17 protein-coding genes and 2 tRNA genes are annotated in these 19151 nt (G+C 42.5%); 7 read left to right on the top strand and 12 right to left on the bottom strand.

The features are described 5' to 3' along the window. The first annotated feature begins 191 nt into the window (after positions 1–191). Positions 192–1094 carry a hypothetical protein gene (locus tag AC6I8Y_RS09815; protein ID WP_498020074.1) on the top strand — a complete coding sequence of 301 codons (903 nt, stop codon included), beginning with the start codon at positions 192–194 and terminating at the stop codon, positions 1092–1094. Positions 1095–1163: 69 nt separating this feature from the next. Here AC6I8Y_RS09815 and tnpA read toward each other — a convergent pair whose 3' ends face one another. The 5 genes from tnpA to AC6I8Y_RS09840 all read right to left on the bottom strand — a co-directional run bounded on the left by tnpA (position 1164) and on the right by AC6I8Y_RS09840 (position 4561). Next, on the bottom strand, positions 1164–1595 hold the full coding sequence (gene tnpA, locus AC6I8Y_RS09820) for an IS200/IS605 family transposase (RefSeq protein ID WP_498020075.1): 432 nt from the start codon (positions 1593–1595) through the stop codon (positions 1164–1166). Positions 1596–2098: 503 nt separating this feature from the next. Continuing rightward, positions 2099–2656 (bottom strand): cysteine hydrolase family protein, encoded by a 558-nt coding sequence (locus tag AC6I8Y_RS09825; protein WP_498020076.1) that lies wholly within the window; start codon positions 2654–2656, stop codon positions 2099–2101. A 144-nt stretch (positions 2657–2800) separates the two neighbouring features. Next, complete coding sequence (locus AC6I8Y_RS09830; protein WP_498020077.1) at positions 2801–3109, bottom strand: hypothetical protein; 309 nt, start codon at positions 3107–3109, stop codon at positions 2801–2803. Then, on the bottom strand, positions 3106–4332 hold the full coding sequence (locus AC6I8Y_RS09835; RefSeq protein ID WP_498020078.1) for an Arm DNA-binding domain-containing protein: 1227 nt from the start codon (positions 4330–4332) through the stop codon (positions 3106–3108). Before AC6I8Y_RS09835 ends, AC6I8Y_RS09830 begins: the two co-directional genes overlap by 4 nt. Beyond that, positions 4325–4561: a hypothetical protein gene (locus tag AC6I8Y_RS09840; protein WP_047044104.1), complete on the bottom strand. Its 237-nt coding sequence runs from the start codon at positions 4559–4561 to the stop codon at positions 4325–4327. Before AC6I8Y_RS09840 ends, AC6I8Y_RS09835 begins: the two co-directional genes overlap by 8 nt. Before the next feature lie 87 nt (positions 4562–4648). Between AC6I8Y_RS09840 and AC6I8Y_RS09845 the strand changes: the two genes are divergently transcribed. After that, the gene (locus AC6I8Y_RS09845; RefSeq protein ID WP_408693954.1) at positions 4649–4873 is read left to right on the top strand and encodes a helix-turn-helix domain-containing protein; all 225 of its coding nucleotides are present in this window, start codon (positions 4649–4651) and stop codon (positions 4871–4873) included. Between the two features lie 412 nt (positions 4874–5285). Here AC6I8Y_RS09845 and AC6I8Y_RS09850 read toward each other — a convergent pair whose 3' ends face one another. Next, positions 5286–6302, bottom strand: a complete 1017-nt coding sequence (locus tag AC6I8Y_RS09850) for an IS110 family RNA-guided transposase (protein WP_498020079.1) — start codon at positions 6300–6302, stop codon at positions 5286–5288. Positions 6303–6393: 91 nt separating this feature from the next. Between AC6I8Y_RS09850 and AC6I8Y_RS09855 the strand changes: the two genes are divergently transcribed. Next, positions 6394–7395 carry an IS110 family RNA-guided transposase gene (locus AC6I8Y_RS09855; protein WP_498020080.1) on the top strand — a complete coding sequence of 334 codons (1002 nt, stop codon included), beginning with the start codon at positions 6394–6396 and terminating at the stop codon, positions 7393–7395. Positions 7396–7683: 288 nt separating this feature from the next. Next, positions 7684–9156: a group II intron reverse transcriptase/maturase gene (gene ltrA, locus AC6I8Y_RS09860; RefSeq protein WP_498020081.1), complete on the top strand. Its 1473-nt coding sequence runs from the start codon at positions 7684–7686 to the stop codon at positions 9154–9156. 209 nt (positions 9157–9365) lie between these two features. On the opposite strand, the gene AC6I8Y_RS09865 is transcribed toward ltrA, so the two are convergent. The 4 genes from AC6I8Y_RS09865 to AC6I8Y_RS09880 all read right to left on the bottom strand — a co-directional run bounded on the left by AC6I8Y_RS09865 (position 9366) and on the right by AC6I8Y_RS09880 (position 14844). Continuing rightward, a complete protein-coding gene (locus tag AC6I8Y_RS09865) occupies positions 9366–13142 on the bottom strand; it encodes a hypothetical protein (RefSeq protein WP_498020082.1) in 3777 nt (1258 codons plus the stop codon). Positions 13143–13806: 664 nt separating this feature from the next. After that, a tRNA-Val gene (locus AC6I8Y_RS09870) sits at positions 13807–13883 on the bottom strand. 39 nt (positions 13884–13922) lie between these two features. Further along, positions 13923–13999: transfer RNA gene (locus AC6I8Y_RS09875), tRNA-Val, on the bottom strand. A 179-nt stretch (positions 14000–14178) separates the two neighbouring features. Further along, positions 14179–14844 carry a DUF2726 domain-containing protein gene (locus tag AC6I8Y_RS09880; protein ID WP_394151408.1) on the bottom strand — a complete coding sequence of 222 codons (666 nt, stop codon included), beginning with the start codon at positions 14842–14844 and terminating at the stop codon, positions 14179–14181. Between the two features lie 141 nt (positions 14845–14985). Between AC6I8Y_RS09880 and AC6I8Y_RS09885 the strand changes: the two genes are divergently transcribed. Continuing rightward, complete coding sequence (locus AC6I8Y_RS09885) at positions 14986–15522, top strand: lipocalin family protein (protein WP_394151409.1); 537 nt, start codon at positions 14986–14988, stop codon at positions 15520–15522. Here the strand turns inward: AC6I8Y_RS09885 and AC6I8Y_RS09890 are convergent. Further along, entirely contained in the window at positions 15519–16280 is a 762-nt protein-coding gene (locus AC6I8Y_RS09890) for an MBL fold metallo-hydrolase (protein ID WP_394151410.1), read from the bottom strand. The genes AC6I8Y_RS09885 and AC6I8Y_RS09890 overlap by 4 nt on opposite strands. A 112-nt stretch (positions 16281–16392) precedes the next feature. Between AC6I8Y_RS09890 and AC6I8Y_RS09895 the strand changes: the two genes are divergently transcribed. Continuing rightward, a complete protein-coding gene (locus AC6I8Y_RS09895) occupies positions 16393–17133 on the top strand; it encodes a glycerophosphodiester phosphodiesterase family protein (protein WP_498020083.1) in 741 nt (246 codons plus the stop codon). Here the strand turns inward: AC6I8Y_RS09895 and AC6I8Y_RS09900 are convergent. Next, positions 17084–18019 (bottom strand): LysR family transcriptional regulator, encoded by a 936-nt coding sequence (locus AC6I8Y_RS09900; protein ID WP_394151412.1) that lies wholly within the window; start codon positions 18017–18019, stop codon positions 17084–17086. The two genes, AC6I8Y_RS09895 and AC6I8Y_RS09900, sit on opposite strands and share 50 nt — an antisense overlap. Positions 18020–18120: 101 nt before the next feature. Here AC6I8Y_RS09900 and AC6I8Y_RS09905 point away from each other — a divergent pair, with 101 nt between their 5' ends. Further along, positions 18121–19047 (top strand): DMT family transporter, encoded by a 927-nt coding sequence (locus tag AC6I8Y_RS09905; RefSeq protein WP_498020084.1) that lies wholly within the window; start codon positions 18121–18123, stop codon positions 19045–19047. The last annotated feature ends 104 nt before the right edge of the window (positions 19048–19151 follow it).

The following is a 19151-nucleotide window of genomic DNA, read 5'->3' on the forward strand; positions in this document are numbered from 1 at the left end:
GCAAAGAAAAGGATATTTTACCCATATTACGCAGTCATGAACCGCTATACTTTATTGAAAGCCATTGTTTTTATGAGACAAAAACACGTCGATTCTTGCTATCCAAGAAAGCGGAATTTTTGCTCCAGGTTTGGTATCAATCAGCCCACTCCTACTCTCATAGCGCTACAAAAATAATTCAAGAATATTTGGTGACTCACCACCTACTTTCTCCTCACCACTCTCTGGGTATCGTCTCGCTACGACAGATGCTCAAACTCGAGTATGTAATGATACGAAGTAACATCGAATTTAAGCTCTACAATCAGCTCCTCCCCAATTCGCAATTGAGTGACCACACCCTTGCCCGCTTATTCACAGGTCACCGGATACATCATTCCCAAGAAGATAACACCGAACTAAAAACGACTGTTCGCCAGCAAAGGCATTGGTTATCTGGCTTTAGCGTTGGCGAAGGTAAGATTCGAAAACGAGTCGATCAAGACATTGCCCAACTCACAGCGAAAGAGCAAATCGAGATTGTGTCTTATTTTACTAGCAAGTTAGCTAGTACCTCGCCAAAGGAAGCCAGTAAGGTATCGACTAAGGTACTCGCCACTCTCCAAATACGGTTAGAAGACAAACATAAAATCCGCGCCATGCCATTTTGTTGGCTAGTACTTTCATGGTTGTATCACTTGCTTAAAAATGGCGGAAAATTCAAATCTACACTGAGACTAAACACCGTCAAGGATTACGTTTCAGCCGTTTCCTCGCCATTTATTTCTGAGTTTTATGGCTGCGATCCGGAAAAGATGAATGAAATCGACTGGGCAGAAAAGCTCAGTATCGTCATTGAGTCTATCGCCTCACCACAGCGTAAAGCGTATGTCGCCTATTTTGCAGAGTTCCTGATTGACAGTAATTTAGTACCCAACCTATGTTTATCCGACATCGATGTGCCGGCTTCGGAGCACAATGTCGACGCGAATATTATTTCCCATCTTGAGGCAGACAGCATCATCTCAGCACTGGAAAAGTCCAAACATCCGAGAGCTGAGCTTGCCCAAACGTTATTTTTCTTTGGTTTCTTCCTCGGATTGCGCCGAACTTAACAACCACCTACTGAAGTAGGTGGGTTAGTATTACGGACTGAAAGTCCGGATACGGTCAAAGACCCGTTGTTAATCGCTTTCAGTTCGAAAGTTATCTTCGACCTTCGGCTCAAAATGATGCTCTAGGTATTCTTCGATCATTGTTTGAGTTAGCTCACCCGAAGTAACGCAAAAGTAACCTCTTGCCCAGAAGTAGCGGCCCCAATACCTTCTTTTGAGATCAGGGAAACTCTCAAACAATTTGCTAGAAGAACGTCCTTTGATTCGTCGCATTATTTCACTTGGAGCCATCTTTGGTGGTGCTGATACCAAAAGATGCACATGATCTTTACTGACTACCCCTTTGAGTATGTCGATTTCAAACATTTGACATGTTTGCCTGATTAACTCACGTGCTTTCAAGCCGACATCACCAGATAAAACCTGATAACGATATTTTGTAACGAATACAAAATGATATTGAATTTTAAATACCGTATGGCTTCCATAACGATAGTCCATGACCAACTCCAGCTATATACAGAACTGTAAAGTATCATAGCTAAAGCTGACCGACTAAAGTCGGTGGTTTCAACCTTCTAGGAGACTAATGAAATCAAAGGGATACAGTTCAAGGATTTTCACAACGAAAGCAATGAACACCATACCCTACATATCAGGCCCAACAAATATCGATTGCTCAAGACCACCGATGGCTCTAGAAACTTGCCAGTCGAAAGTCTCCTTCCTGCGGCACACCTAGAGAAATTGTTTAGTTTTGTTGAAAGATCAAAGTTAAAGCATATGTCGTTTGATAACCTGCTTCTTCATGGCCCCACAGATAAAGACATAAACGATGCGTTTAAACTACTTACGAATGTCATAGTTCAATTGACTGATGCTAAATTTGATATTTTTAAAAATGTACAAAGCATAGAGCTTGAAGGGCCGGCTCTCAATGGTTCCAATATTGGTTTGGTACAACGACGCTAGAAGCTATTTGCGTCCATCACATCAGACCCTTATTACTCATAAAGCTCATCAATAATATTTTTAAAAGATTTGAGCTGCGCCATTTTTGGAAAAATACGTTCACAGGCGTATCGGTGGCAAGTTTCATTCATATCTGCGATAGCATCCTCAACAATCACCACATTATAATCAAGTTCGAAGGCTTGTCTTGCAGTTGATTCAACGCCAATACTAGTCGCGATACCAGTAAGGTAAACATCGGTGATTCCCTGTTGTTGTAACTGTGCTTTCAGTGAAGTGTTGGTGAAGGCACCCCAAGAATATTTAGTGATGTAATGAAAATCAAGGTTATCACTGAGCTCAGCAATGAGCTCTCCCCACACAGTGACGCTGGCTGGTGCTGTCGAGGATATTTGCAATTCGGTCACCCCTTTTGGACGACCTGCGACATTAACAATAAACACCGGACACTGTTTTTCCAGGAAGACTTTACTTAAAGTAATACTGTTATCAACTGCAGCTTGAGCCTGTTGTGGCTCTGCACGCTCTACTATGCCGTGCTGTAAATCAATGATTATCAACGCCGGGCGAGTTGAGAGTCTCTCGTTCATGACACTCTACCTATCAATGTGAATATTGTGGTATTAAAGCATAGATTTTATTGGTGGAGATGTTGGTAGAATTTGTTTGACAAAATGATGGTATGAAAAGTCACAAACGTTTAAGCGCCCAGACGACTCTGGGCACTTTAAGGATTAATGATAAGTTCGAGGGAGTTCGGTTTGATTAAATCTGAACTGAAGCTTTTCCAAAACTTCATCCGGTTCGTACTTGAGCTTTTTGCTTCGACAAAATATTAAGATTTGCATCATCGAGTTCACCAACTGACGAATATACAAACAATCCGTGGAGCGATTCATTCGAAGTAAGTGATGCCCGACTCGCTTAGTACATGGCTCACGTAGTTCAAACAGCTCATCAAGCGTTAGGTTAAAGAACCCTTCTTGATGAATAATCGATAAGCACACGCTGGCGCAGTGCACAGTTAACACATCCACTTTCATTGTAATGCTTGGCCTCCTTTGTGCTCGTCTTGAGCTTTTGACAGAAGCTTTTCAAACGCACTGCCATCTTGGCGGGTTAGGTTCGGAACAAAACGACTGTAGATTTCAAACAGCATCTTGGTCGTGCTGTGGCCCATCTGCTTAGCTATCCACTCTGGTGCCTCCCCTGCTGCTAGCCACAAGGTCGCGGCTGTGTGGCGTGTTTCGTAGGGACGGCGGTACTCCATTCCAATAGCTTCTAATGTCGGCTTCCAGATACGCTCTCGAAGATTCGTCTTATCGACTGGATTCCCCTGTGCATTGGTAAACACATACTCTCCACGGCCAGTCACCTCATATTGCTCCCGCAAGGCTTTGAGCACCATGCTCGACATGTCGATGTCTCGTGCCGAGCCAATGGTTTTTACCGTTTGGGTTCGACGATGAACATACGTCTCTCGAATACTGATTTTCTCAAGGTCAAAATCAACGTACTTCCATTTGAGGCCATCGATTTCAGACGTTCGCATGCCCGTAAAAAATCGGACGATGAAATAGTTTCGATATTCTTCACGCACCGCATCGATGAACGTCATCACCTCTTGCAGACTAAAAGGATGAACATCGCGCTTTTCAATGCGAAGCTGCTTGATGTTTTCAAAGCTTGAGCGAAATCCATATCGGTCAGCAGCTTCATTTAAAATCATGCGAAGCGGCGTCATCACATGGTTTACAAAATCAGCGGACAACTGCTTACCCTCTTTAGGCTGCATCAAGCGAGCACGGTATTTCAAAATGTCGGGGCGAGTGATTTTGTCCACCTCGACCTCGCCAAATTCAGGTATCAGGTAGTTGTGAAGATAAATCTTCATACTGTCTTTGTAGCTGTCTTTCCAACGCACTTCGTTTTCGTGATACCACTCAACCGCGAACTCAGAAAAAGGGATGGTGCTAATACCCTGTACCTCTTGGCTCGCCGACTTGTAGCTCCCTAGCATCGCTTCTTTCTTCTGCTGGGCAGCGATATCGTCTTTAATGAATTTTTTAGCGCGGGGTGAGTCAGGAAAGTACTCACTGTAAACAAAGCAGCCTAAGCGAATATCGGCATCGATTTGTTTGAGTAAGCGATTGAGCTTGAGTTCATTGGCTGACGTGTCCGCTAACAACGTCTGCTCTCGACAACGAACGCCTTTGTAACGAAAGTCCATAAAGAGCTTTCCAGCTCTACTTCTTACACTAGCCATGACAAATTCTCCCCGAAGCCATTGGGATATAGTGCATATTTCTCGTAGCGGATTGATACAAATCCGCTTCTATCGCTTCCCAAATGTAAAGAATTTTTCTACCATTGAATGGTCGAATGTAGTGTTTACCTTCGATGAATATAGAGTCTCGCAGTGACGAATTAATGTAGTTGGCGCTAAATTTGATACGCTCTGCGAGTTCTCTAGCCGTTAAGAGGGTTTGGTCCATGCGACCTCCTTTTTTGTCCCCTGACAAGATACATTATTTACTTTAGCTCATTAATGTCCCCTGTCAAGATACAAGTGGTGCGTAATTTTGACTATCCGTTATAAGCTTAAAGAACTCATTGAATTAAAAGAAAAAATTGAAGGAAAAAAAATCTCCCAGGCAGCAATTGCTAGAGAGATTGGAGTTCAAAGGTCTGCGATAAATAAGCTGGTGACAAGTAAAGACTATGTAACAACGACGACAACGTTGAATGCTTTGTGTGCCTATTTTGACTGTAAAATTGAAGATCTAGTCGAGTATGTGCCTGATTAGGGTATGACATATTCTGAGTAACTATTCATAAGGGCATCGTCCCATCTGAATTTTAACCGTATCCTGCCATAGACAAAATGCTATAGAATCGTTAGGTGATCACAACACTCAACGTGTCTTTGAAACTCATTTTTGGACGTGCGACGTGAAGTCGTATGAAGCGCTGTTCACCGCTTTAAGAGTGAATGTATGGTACGCCCCGCATTTGCAAGTAAATAAATAACAACGAGCTGATTTGCGCCAATGTATTCAGAGTCTTTATGAAGTCACTACGCAACTTCGCTCTACGATGAGATCCGCGCCAGATTGTCCTCATAACCATCAAAGCATTTTAATTTGCTTGTTCACTCAACAGGTTTCAATCTGGTGGTCTAACCGTTTTGTCATCACTTATCATCATTGCAAATCTGGTTTAAATTTTTAGTGAGAATTCTTTATTTGTGACCATAATAGACCACGCTATTCTTGCGAGCTTATTAGCTAGAGCAACAACAACCACATTAAATGGTTTTGTGCGTTTTAGATTTACTACCCACTCCCCAAAATGCTTTTCAGCGGTTTCTGTTCTTTTTAATATTGATCGAGCAGCATGGATAAATAGCTCTCTTAGATCACTATTTCCGCGTTTTGATATACCTAACAGTCGACTTTTACCACCTGTAGAATGTTGATGAGGAACTAAGCCAATCCACGCAGCAAAGTTCCGTCCATTAGAAAAGTCCTTTGGGTCAGCAACATTGGCTACACAGCATGCAGCTGTCAAAGGTCCTACACCAGGGATAGTCTGTAACAGGTGATAACGGATATTCTCTTTATTAATCAGTTGTAGCTTTTTCTCTTGGGATTCAATCTTCTCGCTAAGGTATTGATAGTATTCAACCTGAGTTTTAAGTTCACAAATCAAGGAGTTTGGTAAAACCTCATTTTGAAGTTCTATCCACGCAAATATTTTTTTTAGGTGACTATGGCCACGAGGTAAACTTAGGCCAAACTCCAAAAGCATAGCCCCAACCCTGTTCATACAGGCTGTTCTTTCTTTCATAAACGAAGACCTAATTTTCCTAATCATCGAAGCCACTTGTGCCTCTTCAGCTTTAGGAGACGTGAATCTCATTGAAGGCCTAGTAGATGCTTCAGCAATCGCGTCAGCATCTATAAAATCATTCTTATTAGTCTTCACATAAGGTTTAACATATTGTGCAGGAATCAACTTAACTACATGACCATAAGATTTACACTTCCTTGCTAACCAGTGAGAACCTCCACAAGACTCCATTGCTACGTTCACTGGTTCATGTACCGAAAGCATTTGAAGTAATTTCGTTCTACTCAACTTCTTACGAAATGTTTCTTTACCAGATGAATCATGCCCAATTACATGAAATGAGGATTTGCCTAGATCAATACCGATAGTCGTTGTGATAGCCATAATGACACTCCTTTAGTAGATAGACCTAAAGTCTAGGTGCTTGGGTGTGGGGCGTACCATCTAATTACCATCGACATTGGGAGTATCCACCATGAACACTAGCGTATTTGGCATTGATATCGCAAAGCAAGTATTTCAAATTCACTGGGTCGATCAAGAAACAGGAGAAATACACTCTGACAAAGTAAAGCGAAAAGATTTTGTAAACTATTTTGTAAATCAGCAGCCTTCGGTAATTGGTATGGAAGCTTGTGGTGGTGCTCATCACTGGGGAAGGTTGTTCAAGAAATTGGGTCACACGGTGAAATTGTTGCCTGCGAATAAGGTGAAGCCATTCGTTGTTGGTAATAAAAACGATATGGTTGATGCTCGTGCGATTTGGACGGCTATGCAGCAACCAGGCATGAAGTTTATTGCTGTCAAAACCGAAGAGCAGCAATCAATCCTTAGTATACATCGGATGAGAGAGCTACTAGTCAAGCACAGAACGGCACAAATCAATTCAATACGTGGACTTTTAACAGAGTTTGGGCTTGTCATGCCAAAAGGAAAAAAAGCACTTAAAGAGCAATTACCTAACTGCTTAGCAAAATTGGAAGGTAAAGTACCGAGTGCCTTTATGCATGCTTTGCAAGTTCAAATAGAACAGTTGTCTCATTTGGATGACGATATCAAACGATTGGAAATGCAAATACAAATCTGGTTTAAACACAGTGTTGATTGTCAGCGTATCGGCAAGATTCCAGGGATTGGGCCACTAACAGCAACAGCACTTATTGCTTCCATGGGAGATGCATCAGCATTTAAATCAAGTCGAGAATTTGCCGCTTGGATAGGCATGGTTCCAAGACAAACGGGAACAGGAGGCAGAATCCATTTGCATGGTATAAGTAAAAGAGGAGATATTTATTTACGTACGCTACTTATCCATGGAGCTAGATCGGTAATAAGTCGCAGCAAAGATAAGAGTGAATGGCTTCAATCTTTACAAGCACGAAGACCGAAAAATATTGCGACCGTTGCATTAGCCAACAAGACTGCTCGAACTGTTTGGGCATTGGTTGCCAACCAAACAGAGTATCAACCTTGTTAAGGGGAAGGCAGGTCACAAAATTTAATTAACACTGGATGTTCACTAAAAAGTTTGCCAAGGTGCATCAAAGAGTAATGACAAACAAGGTAAGACCAAGCCTTATAAAACCTGAATTTGCGTTAGAGCCATAAGCTCGCAGGAGAAATGAGGAATAGGGCTGCGGAAATCATTAGGGTCGGCAGGAAGTCTAAGTCTGCCAATGTAGACCGAATATAAAACTGCCACCTAACCGAGTTTGAAGTTATTTTATGATGACCTAGCAAATGGGGAAACGTTCATATAAAGCAAATGATGATCTCGAAAGAGATTAGTGCATCTTCTGACGGTGCTCAGTGGCAGTCTATCAACTGGAAATCCGCTGAAGCGCACGTATTAAAGCTTCAAAAGCGTATCGCAAAAGCAACGAGAGAAAAGAAATACGGTAAGGTGAAGTCCTTACAGTGGCTCTTAACTCATTCTCGCTCAGCAAAGCTTCTTGCTGTTAAACGAGTCTCTCAAAATAGAGGCAGTAAAACGCCTGGAATAGACGGCGTTATCTGGAATACAGATACGCGCCGTATGAAAGCAGTGAATCAATTGAGTCGTAAGACTTACAAAGCCAAACCACTTAAACGTATCTACATCCCCAAAAAGAATGGCAAACTCAGACCTCTAGGTATTCCGTGCATGATAGACAGAGCGCAACAAGCGCTCCATCTGTTGGCACTAGAGCCTGTCTCTGAAACAATTGCCGACCTTAACAGCTATGGATTTAGACCAAACCGCAGCACCGCTGACGCCATCAGCCAGTGCTTTATATGTTTGGCACAGAAGAAATCAGCAAAATGGGTTCTTGAGGGCGATATTAAAGCTTGCTTCGATAAAATCGGGCATCAATGGCTTATGGAAAATATCACTGTAGATAAACGTATGTTAGAGCAATGGCTAAAGTCTGGTTTTGTGGATAAAGGCCTGTTCTACGACACCGACGAGGGTACGCCACAAGGAGGGATAATATCCCCAACCTTGATGCTAATGACTCTCGCAGGGCTAGAGCAACGTATAAAATCCACAACACTCAGAAAAGGAGCTAGGGCTAACTTCATTGGTTACGCTGACGATTTCGTGGTCACTTGCTCTTCAAAGGAAGTGCTAGTGAACGATATCAAACCGTTGATTGCTGACTTTTTGGCTGAAAAAGGGTTAACCCTATCCGAAGAAAAAACGAAGATCACTCATATTGATGATGGCTTTGACTTTCTGGGCTTCAACCATAGGAAGTATAAAGGGAAATTGCTCATTAAACCGAGCAAGTCCAACACGCTGTTATTCTTGAGGAATCTACGTGAACTTGTCAAAAAGCACGCCACTATCCCCGTTAATGATCTTATCAGGATGATAAATCCAAAACTTAGAGGGTGGGCGAATTACTATCGCCATTGCGTTGCTAAACAAGTATTTGGGTATGTAGGTCACAAACTATTCCAAGCGCTATGGCACTGGGCAGTTAGACGTCATCCAACCAAGTCTAAAGACTGGGTTGTTCACAAATATTTCCTCAACCGAAAAGGCCAATGGCAATTTCATGGTTGGCAGAAAATTATGAACATGGACTGTCACTTCAACTTGTTCCAAATCGCAAAAGTGCCAATAGAGCGACATGTGAAAATCCGAAGCGCCGCGACTCCTTATGACCCCGATTACCAAGAATACTTGGCTAAGCGGAAATCAAAGAGACAAGCACGAAACTCTTGGGTTGAACCTGTTCCAACTGCTTTATGAGTTGCTGGGTATCAAACGATGCCTTAGCGGAGGCTTGAGCCGTATGCAGTGAAAGTTGCACGTACGGTTCTTAGAGGGACGGCACTTGGTAACAAGTGTCGTCTACTCGACATAAACGATTTAGAGTTGGCACTCTAAATTAGGCATTTCGGATAAGTTGAGTTTGGGGAAAGCTAAGCAAAAAAGAGCTGACTTATTCACCCCTCAAGTCAATCCCTAAGGAAATCTCTCTTTTTTTCACTTTCCAGTTCTGCACGAAGCCCATCCATTAATTGTTCAATATGACGCTTTTGTCTCAAAAGACTAACCTTGTTCATGATAGGAAGTAGCGATTCGAAGTACTCCAGACGCTTCTGAAGAACAGGTACCCAAGAACCATTTGATGACCAGCTATTGGGCTCTATCGGCAGTTTTTTGAACATATCAATACTCTGATTGAGCTCAACAAATCTTTGTACGAATTGCAGTCTACGCTCTTCAGGAAATGTAGTAATAAGTACAAACACGTATTCCAACAAACCTACATCCTGATGGTGCTCTTCAATAAGATTCAGGAGGTACTTATCTTGTTTTTCTTGTATACCTGAGCCACTGTCAATACCCTTAGTTTTAAAGAAAACTTCAATATACGGGGAAATTCTGTAGTGTCGGTCTTTTTCATTTTGAAAAATACTTTCAAACAAACTATCCATTACTTTACTGTAGTCTGAACGGGCCCAAATGAAGGAATAATCTCTGTTGTCATCGTGACTACTAAGACTACCGTATTTAGCGTTGGTATATTTCCAATTGATATACCCTGTACTGAAGTTAAGGTCAGTATTGAGAAGGAGACCAAACATTTTACCGTCATGGTCTACATTTTCTCCTGCACCATCCAGTACAAAATATGCCTTTTTAAGGACATCAAAGTCTAAGGAAAATAGGTCGCTTGCCCTTTTAAATGTTTGAGTGTACGGATTGAACAACATAGTTAAGGCATGTACAAAGTTAGAGTCTTCCGCGGTTCTAGATAGAACAGTAGATACAACTCTTGCAATGATCCTTGAGTCCAATGAAGTATACTTCAATAAATAGTCTAAATGACGAGGAAGAGCCCACCACTCTGCTGTTTCATAGAGTAGCAAAAGCCGCTCAAGCATTTCATTATTCAAAGAGTCTTCTGAAATCGCTTCATAAGTATGGAACTGCCATTTTCTCTTAGTAGGATAATCCTGCCTGCTCAACAACTCAATCGCACCATCAAATCCTCGTTGCTCAAGGAGTTTCTTAACAAGGGGATAACCAGATAACTGAAACGGGTCTTTAAGTTCGATATAGTACTCGAGAACAGATACGAAAAGATCGATGTTCAGGTTCGCTAATACGAGTAAAACGCCTTCAATGCCATTTTGCAGTCGAAATAGATTTTGATGACTTTCTTCTAGGCCTTCACGTATTTCACTACAGGACGCAAAAAATTTGACGTAATCATGAAGCTCATAGTTTGCAATGTACGTTCTCCAGCGGTTTTGCTTGTACTTTTCATATTCCTCATGAGTCAGTTCCAAGTTACTCTTTTCCCACCTCTTAGGGAATAGTAGTTCCGCAATAGAAAAAACATCATTATTATATTGATCTCGCAATTCTTCTGAGACATCAATTTCAAGTCTCTTCATTATGTCTAAGTAATTGTGAACAATAACACAATGTGAGTAACAGTCTGGATCAAGCTTGTTCTCAATGAAAGACAATAGATACTCAGCATCATCTTTTACTATGTCCATGTTTGCGGCTCTGCTTATGGACTCATTATACTTTCGTAAAACCCTTAGTACTTCTTCACGGATTATCTCGTCTTCGTATAGAGTAAGTAACTTTTGCCAGATAGCCTTTCGAAGGCTGGCAAGTTCTGGCGTAGCTACAAGAGAAAATCGACAGGTGTAAAACACCATTCCTTTCATTTTAGAGTTTTCGAAATTGCAGTCCAAATAACTACTTGCTAAAGCCAGAAAAAACCGCGAGAACAGGGTTTCTTCATTATTTACATTGCTGCAAATAGCATCTACAACTGCGTGTTGAATATTATATCCCCATTGATATGATTCGGGCCTGAAGCCAAAGTCATCTATAAGAATCAAAAGTAGCTTAGGAGCTTCACAAGGTCTCTTGATTAGGTAGCGCATTAAAAGCTCCAGAGCCATTCGGACTTCCTGCTCTTCTGCGAAAGCGAAAGACCTTAAAACGCTTAATATAGAAGGTGAAGGTATTGCCTGAGAACTCTTTTCAAAAGTGATACTTGCTTGTTCGACATTTGATAACTCCAGTTCTTCAATTCGACTATTTAGCCACAACAGCGTATCAGTACGTTTGAATAACCCAAATACATTAATAAGTTGTAGTAAATCATCATCATTACCTATGTCTTCCAGTTGTACCCACACTCGTTCGATATGAGGACGCATTGATTCCTCAATAAATTCACTATCGAAAGCACTCATAACAGGATTGATAGAGTCGATAAGACGGTGCTGGTATTTAGGAAAGAAGCTATCAAAAAGGACTCCAAAATCGAGAGTTTTCTCTTTAAATACAGCCAAATAGAAAAGGTATGTTCCAAGTACTTGATCTGACACCCGAACAACTTCGTCTTCGTACATATCAAGCAACTCCAGTTCATGAAGATGAACAGTTGCTTCCCAGAAAACACCTGGAGTAATGTTTAGTACAGTTTCGATTAGCGTCATCATTTCGTGGTTACTACGATCCACTGCTTTGAAGAAAGAAATAATGGCTGCTACTTTGAGGATATCAGCACTCTTTAGGTCAGTATCATCGACCTGAAGGTCTTTCCGAATAGAATAAAAGTAGTTGTCGTAAAGTGCAGAAACGTCGTGAATGCTACTAAGAGGGCCTTCTTTCGCAACCTCGGCAGACATTACAGCTAATCGTGGGTTACCTTGTGAAATTTCTGCGATCCGTTCGAGATAATGGTAGTTGCTGATGCCGAATTCATTGCCAATCAATGTCTTGATTTGCTCTTCTTTGAATGATTCTAATTCAATTTTTGCGTATCTTTCGAGATGACGAGATGCATCTTCAACCTTCGTGATAGCGTAGTCCCTAACTGTAGCGACAACCTTTATATGTTGTTCATCACTCTGATACTGAATAAGATCAACGACATAATCAAAACTGCTGACTCTATTGGCGTCATCAACAAATATTAAATAGTGTCCTGGGCGACGGAACCGAGTTTGAAGATCATTCCATAAGTCACGATTACGGCCTAAAATGCAAAATATCTCATACTCCGGATGGAGTTCATTAAACCTTCTGCACGCTTCTAAGGCCAACCTCGATTTTCCTACCCCAGCTTTACCAGTAAGAAAGGTAAGCTCTTCGGTTTCAAGTGAGGATAAAAGGTTATTTAGCTCCTTTTCGCGGAAGTGAAAGCGAAGGTCAAGAGGTGTTGAAAGTTTGCTACTATTGTAGAGCGAAACAAACCGCTCTGGGGATACTATCTGACCACTATCAATTTCAATACCTAAAAAATCACGAGCTAGGCCTGGATATTTTCCGTAGATATCAAATGCAATTGCATCAATACCGTAAAGACTGATTCTTACATCTTTACTATCACAGACGCTCGATAATTCATATTCATCTTTAGCACTAATCTTTCCTGTATAACAGAAGGCTACTTGTTCAATTTTTTTAACAGGAACCCCAGTTTTTGATTCATTAAAGCACTTTTTGAGGTCTTCATTCATTTTTTCCCGCAAGTTAGCTTGCTGGGTAGTATGTTCAGCAAATATATACTTACCCTGCGGAGTTGTTAGAAGGCTATCGGGCGTACCTGTTCTCACCTTATTGGCTGCGGCTACAGAGCCTATCGAATTAACGTGTCCAAGTCCTTTTTCCACCAAATAAGCGTCAGCTAACTTTTGAAACTCTCCTCCATCCATTTCTAGTAGAGCCTGCTGGATTTGATTTATTTTTGACATCTCACGTGTCCTTACTCGGTGATAGAACGATTCTATAGGTACTTTACATGCGTAAGAAAAAGTTGGTCAACTCAAGGTTTAGGTAAATGTGAAAGCACCCAGTTCAAGCTCGAAAAGGGGCAAAAGTGTTTTAGTAGTCACAGACACACTATGAATGAGTGTTCTTATCGGAGCCAAAACAATTTGCCACGTCGATGTGTAAGACATCCGATCCTAACCTCGCTTTTACTGCATAACTATTACACTCTTACTTTGGGGTCATGAGGTAAATTTCGACTAAGATCGAATCTGACTTAGTCAAGTGAGATTAATGACGCGTTACATGCGTACATTACTGAACGCAAGTAGAGAAGAAACATTACACGTAGCTTTAGAGCCTTTAAAAAACATGACTCCCATCATGATTTTGGGCACAAACAGAAACGTAAAAATCTGTGGGTTGGATGAAATATTTTGGGCACAAGTGGGCACGGTTGTGCCCACTTGTGCCCACCAGCATAGTAGTCAACAGCTAGCCAATGAATAGAGTATGCCTATCTATTCACTTTTGTATACTGACATAAAGGACTTAGCCGAGAAGATTCGGCTTATTGGCGGTAGATAGAAATCACTAAACGCCATACACAAAAAAGCCAAGCTAAACGCTTGGCTTTTTTGCTAAATTTGGTGGGTCCGGGCGAACTCGAATCGCCGACCCCCGCCATGTCAAGGCGGTACTCTAACCAACTGAGCTACGGACCCAAATTTGTGTTCCATTCTGAATAAACATTCAGAGAAGGATGGTGGGTCCGGGCGAACTCGAATCGCCGACCCCTACCATGTCAAGGTAGTACTCTAACCAACTGAGCTACGGACCCATCTCTCTGGAACGAGAAGGATATTAACCAGAGTAACTTAGCTGTGCAAGTACATTTTTGTGTTTTTGGTGTCGTTTGACGCATTCGCCATCAATTCGACTCTTTTTTATGCGCTACTGCCGAAAAACGTGAAGGCTATCAGATCGTTGCTCTCACTTACCTGCGTTGGAACTGACTGATTATGCCGATTCTTCGTCATCAAATACCACATTGTAGTTTTCTGTGTACTGGCACAACGGCTGGCGGCTACATGTGAAAAAGCGTCGTCCTTTGAACTCCCCTTGCATCGCCGTTTTGATGTTCATTGGGCTGCCGCAGCGCTTACAAAAGCGAACTTCTTTGTCTGGCTCAATCAAATCAATGTGAGCGGCAAGCAAACGGCGAATTTTACCCACTTGGTAGCTCAGTTTGACCGATGCACCAATAAGCGGAATATTGGCAGATTTACATACCTGCATAATCAGCTTCTGGCGTTCTATTTTGCCTTTGTGAAGCTTTTGTCCATTGTCATATTCGATAATGACGCGAGGCTGCATCGTTCGTGGGTCACACACTACAAAATCAAAGTAGCTTTTTGCTATCACGTTATTTGCGATAAACCATTGCTTCTTGCTCTTCATCTGCTGTGGCGTCACAACATTCGCCATGCTCACCTTAGTTAAGATCACACCGTGCTCGCCTACTGCCTCTTTTAATGCGTTATAAAACGCGGTCTGAGCTGACGACAAGATTGGTCCTTTCACTTTGTATTGATATGACTTGGTATCTTCCTGTTTCACAAAGTATTTAAGTGCAACCATGGAGAAGCCAACCAACAAGGCAAGAACAATAAAAATCTCAAACATGTTTTTAGTGATACCTAACAAAAATAGACAGAGTACGTGCCCAGATTAAGCTCAATAACCAATAGATGCAATCTTTGTGGTGTTATCCTAATAAAGTGACGTATATTCAATAGGTAACCAAACCAAAAAAGAGGTTTTAGGATGAAACTGATTCGACAATTTATGCTGTTTTCTTTGAGTTTGATGCTATTGGGTTGTACTGGGATGCCAGATACGGTGAAACCTGTAACAGGCTTCGACCTCGATCGATATCTCGGTAAGTGGTACGAAGTCGCTCGACTCGACCACAGCTTTGAGCGTGGTCTCGACAACGTCTCTGCGACCTACTCTATGAATGACGATGGGTCGGTGAAAGTACTCAACCGAGGCTGGGATACCGAGGATAAAGAATGGTCAGAGGCGATTGGTAAAGCGAAGTTTGTTGAAGCGCAAGATATCGCTCACCTCAAAGTGTCGTTCTTCGGACCTTTCTACGGTAGCTATGTGGTTTACTATCTGGAAGAAGACTACTCAGTAGCCCTAGTGAGTGGCTATAACTCGGATTATTTCTGGATCCTGTCCAGAACTCCGACGATTGAGAGCAAAAAACTAGAACAGTATGTCGAACTGGCCAAAAACGCGGGCTTTGATACTGCGTCGCTTATCTACCCTAACCATGACAAAGCGCAAACCAATTAACGCTTAGACCACATTGATTTCAATACACTATTGAGCTTTATCTTCGTCACCCGCCAATGAGTCACAGGTCTTCTTGGTGCGGTGTCGAGGATATGATTCTTTGCTACCTCGTCGAATTCTACAGGCCCTCGATGCGCCAACAATACACTTTTCGCGTTCAAGTTATACACCTTATCCACTGAGCGTCGATATTGGTTTGGGTGAAATACTGGAAAAGGAGCTATTAAGTGCTTTTTCACTTCAACCATTAAGTCTGCGACATACACTGTCGAGTGCTTGGCGTTGTAAACGGAAATATCACGATCTGTGTGCCCTGGAGTATCGATCACCTGCCAGTCTTCAAACATTGGAACAGCATCACCATCAGTAACCGCGTGGTCGACCTTAAGCTTTCTCTGATACCAAAGGTTTCTCTTCGGTTTACCCATTCGATTCGCCATGTATCGAGCAAGAAACAGATCGGTAAGATGCATGAGAATGCCATCAGCCCCGGAGTACCATGCTTTATGATGTGAACGAGACACAATTTTCGCACCTGTCAGTTTTTTTAACCTGTGCGCAGCCCCTGCGTGGTCGGGATGCATGTGGGTAACCACAATGGCTTTAAGATCCGATATCGGACGATTCAGTTCGTCGCGAATATAGCGTAATATCGTGCCGACATCAGCGCGGCTAGCACCATCCAGTAGTAACAACTTCTCTGGGTACTCTGCGAGATAGATTTGTTGGATATATCCTGAGATCTGGTGAATTTTCATAAGCCCTGCTAACTGGTCAGACAACCTTATTGCAAGATAACTTGATGTTAACAACATTGCAACAACACCTATTCTTTGTAGCGATAGCCATCGCTTTTTTTGAGGTTTGCTTATGAGCGTTATTTTTGTCGGTCATCGTGGTGTCGCGGGAACGCATCCAGAAAACACTATGGTCAGTATACAGGCTGCAAAACAGCTGGGCATAAAATGGGTTGAAGTTGATGTGCAACCAACCAAAGACAATGTTTTGGTTGTATGCCATGACCACACCGTCAATCGTTGCAGTAACGGCAAAGGACGAGTCGATGAACTGACACTGAAAGAGCTTCAAGCCCTAGATTTTGGTTCTTGGAAATCAGCGGAGTTTCAAGGTGAGTCTATTATCACCCTTGAGGCTCTTCTAGAGTTCTGTGGTGCTAATGACATGTCGATAAACCTAGAAGTTAAGGTCGACAGTCACGACCCAGCCTACGTTGTTTCATTGCTTAAGACTGAGCTTGAGAAAAGCGCTTTTAACAAGAGTAATCTCATTATCTCGAGTTTCAGTAACGACGTGATGCGCGAACTCCACCAAGCAGAACTCGGAATTCGACTAGGCGTGTTAGCAAAGCGCGTCAACCGCAAAACGCTGGCAACCATACTCGATGTCAATGCTTTTAGTTGTCACCTAAATTACAAATGGCTCACCGCCAACCATATCAACATATTGCGAGAGCTCGACGTTGAGATTTGGTGCTATACCGTCAATAATCCAAAATCATTTAAGCACTTAGATAGCGTCGATGCCGTCTTTACCGACTTCCCTACTCGTTTTGAAGGTGCGACGAACCTCGAGACATCGACTCAACCATAAAATCGATAAACGCCCTTCGTCTCGCCGGGGTGAACTTAGATTGGGGAAATTGCATGATGATTTCCCCTTGATAACGAGAGTTTACCCGCCACTCAGGCAATACTTGCAATACCTCTCCGTTGTCTATCGATTCATCGACAACAAACTCTGGAAAAATGCCTATTCCTAACCCCTCTTTCACGGCATTGAGCCGCATCTCAGAATGATTCACAGAGTAACGCCCATGCACCTGAACTTTGACGTTATCTTCATCTTTTGAGAACAGCCAGACATTGTCGTTAGGTTGCTCATTAAGGTACAAACAATCATGATCGAGTAAGTTATTAGGGTGAAATGGGATGCCATGTTCTTGAAGATACGCCTTATTGGCACACAGCACCGCTTTGATTTCACCCAGCGATTTAGCAACTAAATTCTCTCTTGGGAAATGCGTTAACTCGAAGACAAAGTCGAGGTTATGGCCGAACGGATCGATAAACTCATCGCTTACGATCAAGCGAAGCTTCACCTCAGGGTATTTCGCTAAAAACTCGAGCATGAGTGGCTGCAAAATCCGGCGGCTGAATGCTTTAGGTGCCGCGATGCGCAGCTCACCCGTTACCTCACCTAAATCTTGGCTTGTAACATGCACTATGTCTGCGGCTGACTCCATTATCTTTTTGCTGTACTCGTAAACAATTTTTCCCGTTTCGGTGGTCACTTGCTTACGAGTAGTCCGTTCTAACAAATCCGCATTCAATGCTGACTCCAAGCGACTAATCTGGCGACTGACACCCGAAGGCGTGACGCCTAAGCGCTGTGAAGCAGCAGTAAAACTGCCTGACTCTACAACGGTCACGAACGCTGCGATGTCGGGAAGCATTGCCATGAGCTTATTTGTGTCCATTAGTCACAAGTCCTATGAGAATTGGGAGTATTATCACATCCATATTCATAAGTTAGCATAGGTAGACCGACACTAATAATTAACTTTTAGGTAACAGCTAAATGGAAAGGAATTTCGTTAACAAGGTCTCATTTCACTGGGCTATTTTAGGGCTTCTTGCGGTCGCCATCGTTTGGGGAACCAGTTATGGAGTTTCAAAACAGATACTTAGCCATGTATCTGTGCCACAGCTACTGTTTCTTCGGTTTTTGATTAGCTGCTCAATTTTATTCACTATCGCTGTCAATAAAGGACAAATAAGCCACTATATTGACAATCAAAAACAGTATTTGCAGGTGGGCGTCTCAACGGGACTGATTCTAAGCTGCATCTTTGTTACTGAAACCTGGGCGGTCAAACTGGCTCAAGCTGGGCAAGTAGCCGTTCTAATAAGCTTGTGTGTGCTGTTTACACCAATCCTAGAGAAACTCTGGCTTAAGGTTCAGCTACCAAAGGGGATTTTCCTTCTTTGCACTGTCGGTGTGACCGGAATGATGCTGATAGCAGAACCACACCAAGTCGCGCTTCGCTTAGACTTGGGGGTAGGCTTGGTGCTAGTCGCAGCCTTTCTGAGGGGCGTAATGGTCGTTGCCTGTAGAAAAGCGTTTACGAGCACTACCTTCCATGTTGAGTTGATTACCTTAGTTCAGCTTGCCACGGTCACAGTAATGAGCCTAGGGCTTCTCATACTTGATAAAAATTCACCTTCAATGATCACCGTGCTCAGAAGTCTTGATACGCACGGATGGACCAGCCTTCTCTATCTCGCGCTTTGCTGCACGCTCATGGCGTTTTTTATCCAGAACTATGCCGTGAAGCACCTGCCAGCGAGCCAAGCGTCTTTATTGATGGGAACAGAGCCTTTGTTTGGCCTAATATTTGCGACAGTATTTCTTCAAGAGACGATGTCTTTATTTCAATGGATTGGATGTTTTATCGTCATATGCACCACCATTGCAGCTTGTTACAAATTTTCCAAACAAAACTAGGTCAAAAGACAGTCATATTCTCTAAATTGCGGACCTTTCTTTGATTTATCTCAGGTCTTTGGTCTCCAACTAGCGTGTAAAGTGGTCTTCCCCTGTTCCACTAA

The sequence above is a fragment of the Vibrio sp. KUL78 genome, from assembly GCF_059725505.1.

What these genes read in the sequence shown, in the direction of transcription:
- AC6I8Y_RS09890 (WP_394151410.1), bottom strand. Translation starts at nt 16,280, where the DNA reads ATGAAAATTCACCAGATCTCAGGATATATCCAACAAATCTATCTCGCA.
- AC6I8Y_RS09895 (WP_498020083.1), top strand. Translation starts at nt 16,393, where the DNA reads ATGAGCGTTATTTTTGTCGGTCATCGTGGTGTCGCGGGAACGCATCCA.
- AC6I8Y_RS09850 (WP_498020079.1), bottom strand. Translation starts at nt 6,302, where the DNA reads ATGGCTATCACAACGACTATCGGTATTGATCTAGGCAAATCCTCATTT.
- ltrA (WP_498020081.1), top strand. Translation starts at nt 7,684, where the DNA reads ATGATGATCTCGAAAGAGATTAGTGCATCTTCTGACGGTGCTCAGTGG.
- AC6I8Y_RS09880 (WP_394151408.1), bottom strand. Translation starts at nt 14,844, where the DNA reads ATGTTTGAGATTTTTATTGTTCTTGCCTTGTTGGTTGGCTTCTCCATG.
- AC6I8Y_RS09865 (WP_498020082.1), bottom strand. Translation starts at nt 13,142, where the DNA reads ATGTCAAAAATAAATCAAATCCAGCAGGCTCTACTAGAAATGGATGGA.
- AC6I8Y_RS09835 (WP_498020078.1), bottom strand. Translation starts at nt 4,332, where the DNA reads ATGGCTAGTGTAAGAAGTAGAGCTGGAAAGCTCTTTATGGACTTTCGT.
- AC6I8Y_RS09855 (WP_498020080.1), top strand. Translation starts at nt 6,394, where the DNA reads ATGAACACTAGCGTATTTGGCATTGATATCGCAAAGCAAGTATTTCAA.
- AC6I8Y_RS09900 (WP_394151412.1), bottom strand. Translation starts at nt 18,019, where the DNA reads ATGGACACAAATAAGCTCATGGCAATGCTTCCCGACATCGCAGCGTTC.
- AC6I8Y_RS09885 (WP_394151409.1), top strand. Translation starts at nt 14,986, where the DNA reads ATGAAACTGATTCGACAATTTATGCTGTTTTCTTTGAGTTTGATGCTA.
- AC6I8Y_RS09830 (WP_498020077.1), bottom strand. Translation starts at nt 3,109, where the DNA reads ATGAAAGTGGATGTGTTAACTGTGCACTGCGCCAGCGTGTGCTTATCG.
- AC6I8Y_RS09905 (WP_498020084.1), top strand. Translation starts at nt 18,121, where the DNA reads ATGGAAAGGAATTTCGTTAACAAGGTCTCATTTCACTGGGCTATTTTA.
- tnpA (WP_498020075.1), bottom strand. Translation starts at nt 1,595, where the DNA reads ATGGACTATCGTTATGGAAGCCATACGGTATTTAAAATTCAATATCAT.
- AC6I8Y_RS09840 (WP_047044104.1), bottom strand. Translation starts at nt 4,561, where the DNA reads ATGGACCAAACCCTCTTAACGGCTAGAGAACTCGCAGAGCGTATCAAA.
- AC6I8Y_RS09825 (WP_498020076.1), bottom strand. Translation starts at nt 2,656, where the DNA reads ATGAACGAGAGACTCTCAACTCGCCCGGCGTTGATAATCATTGATTTA.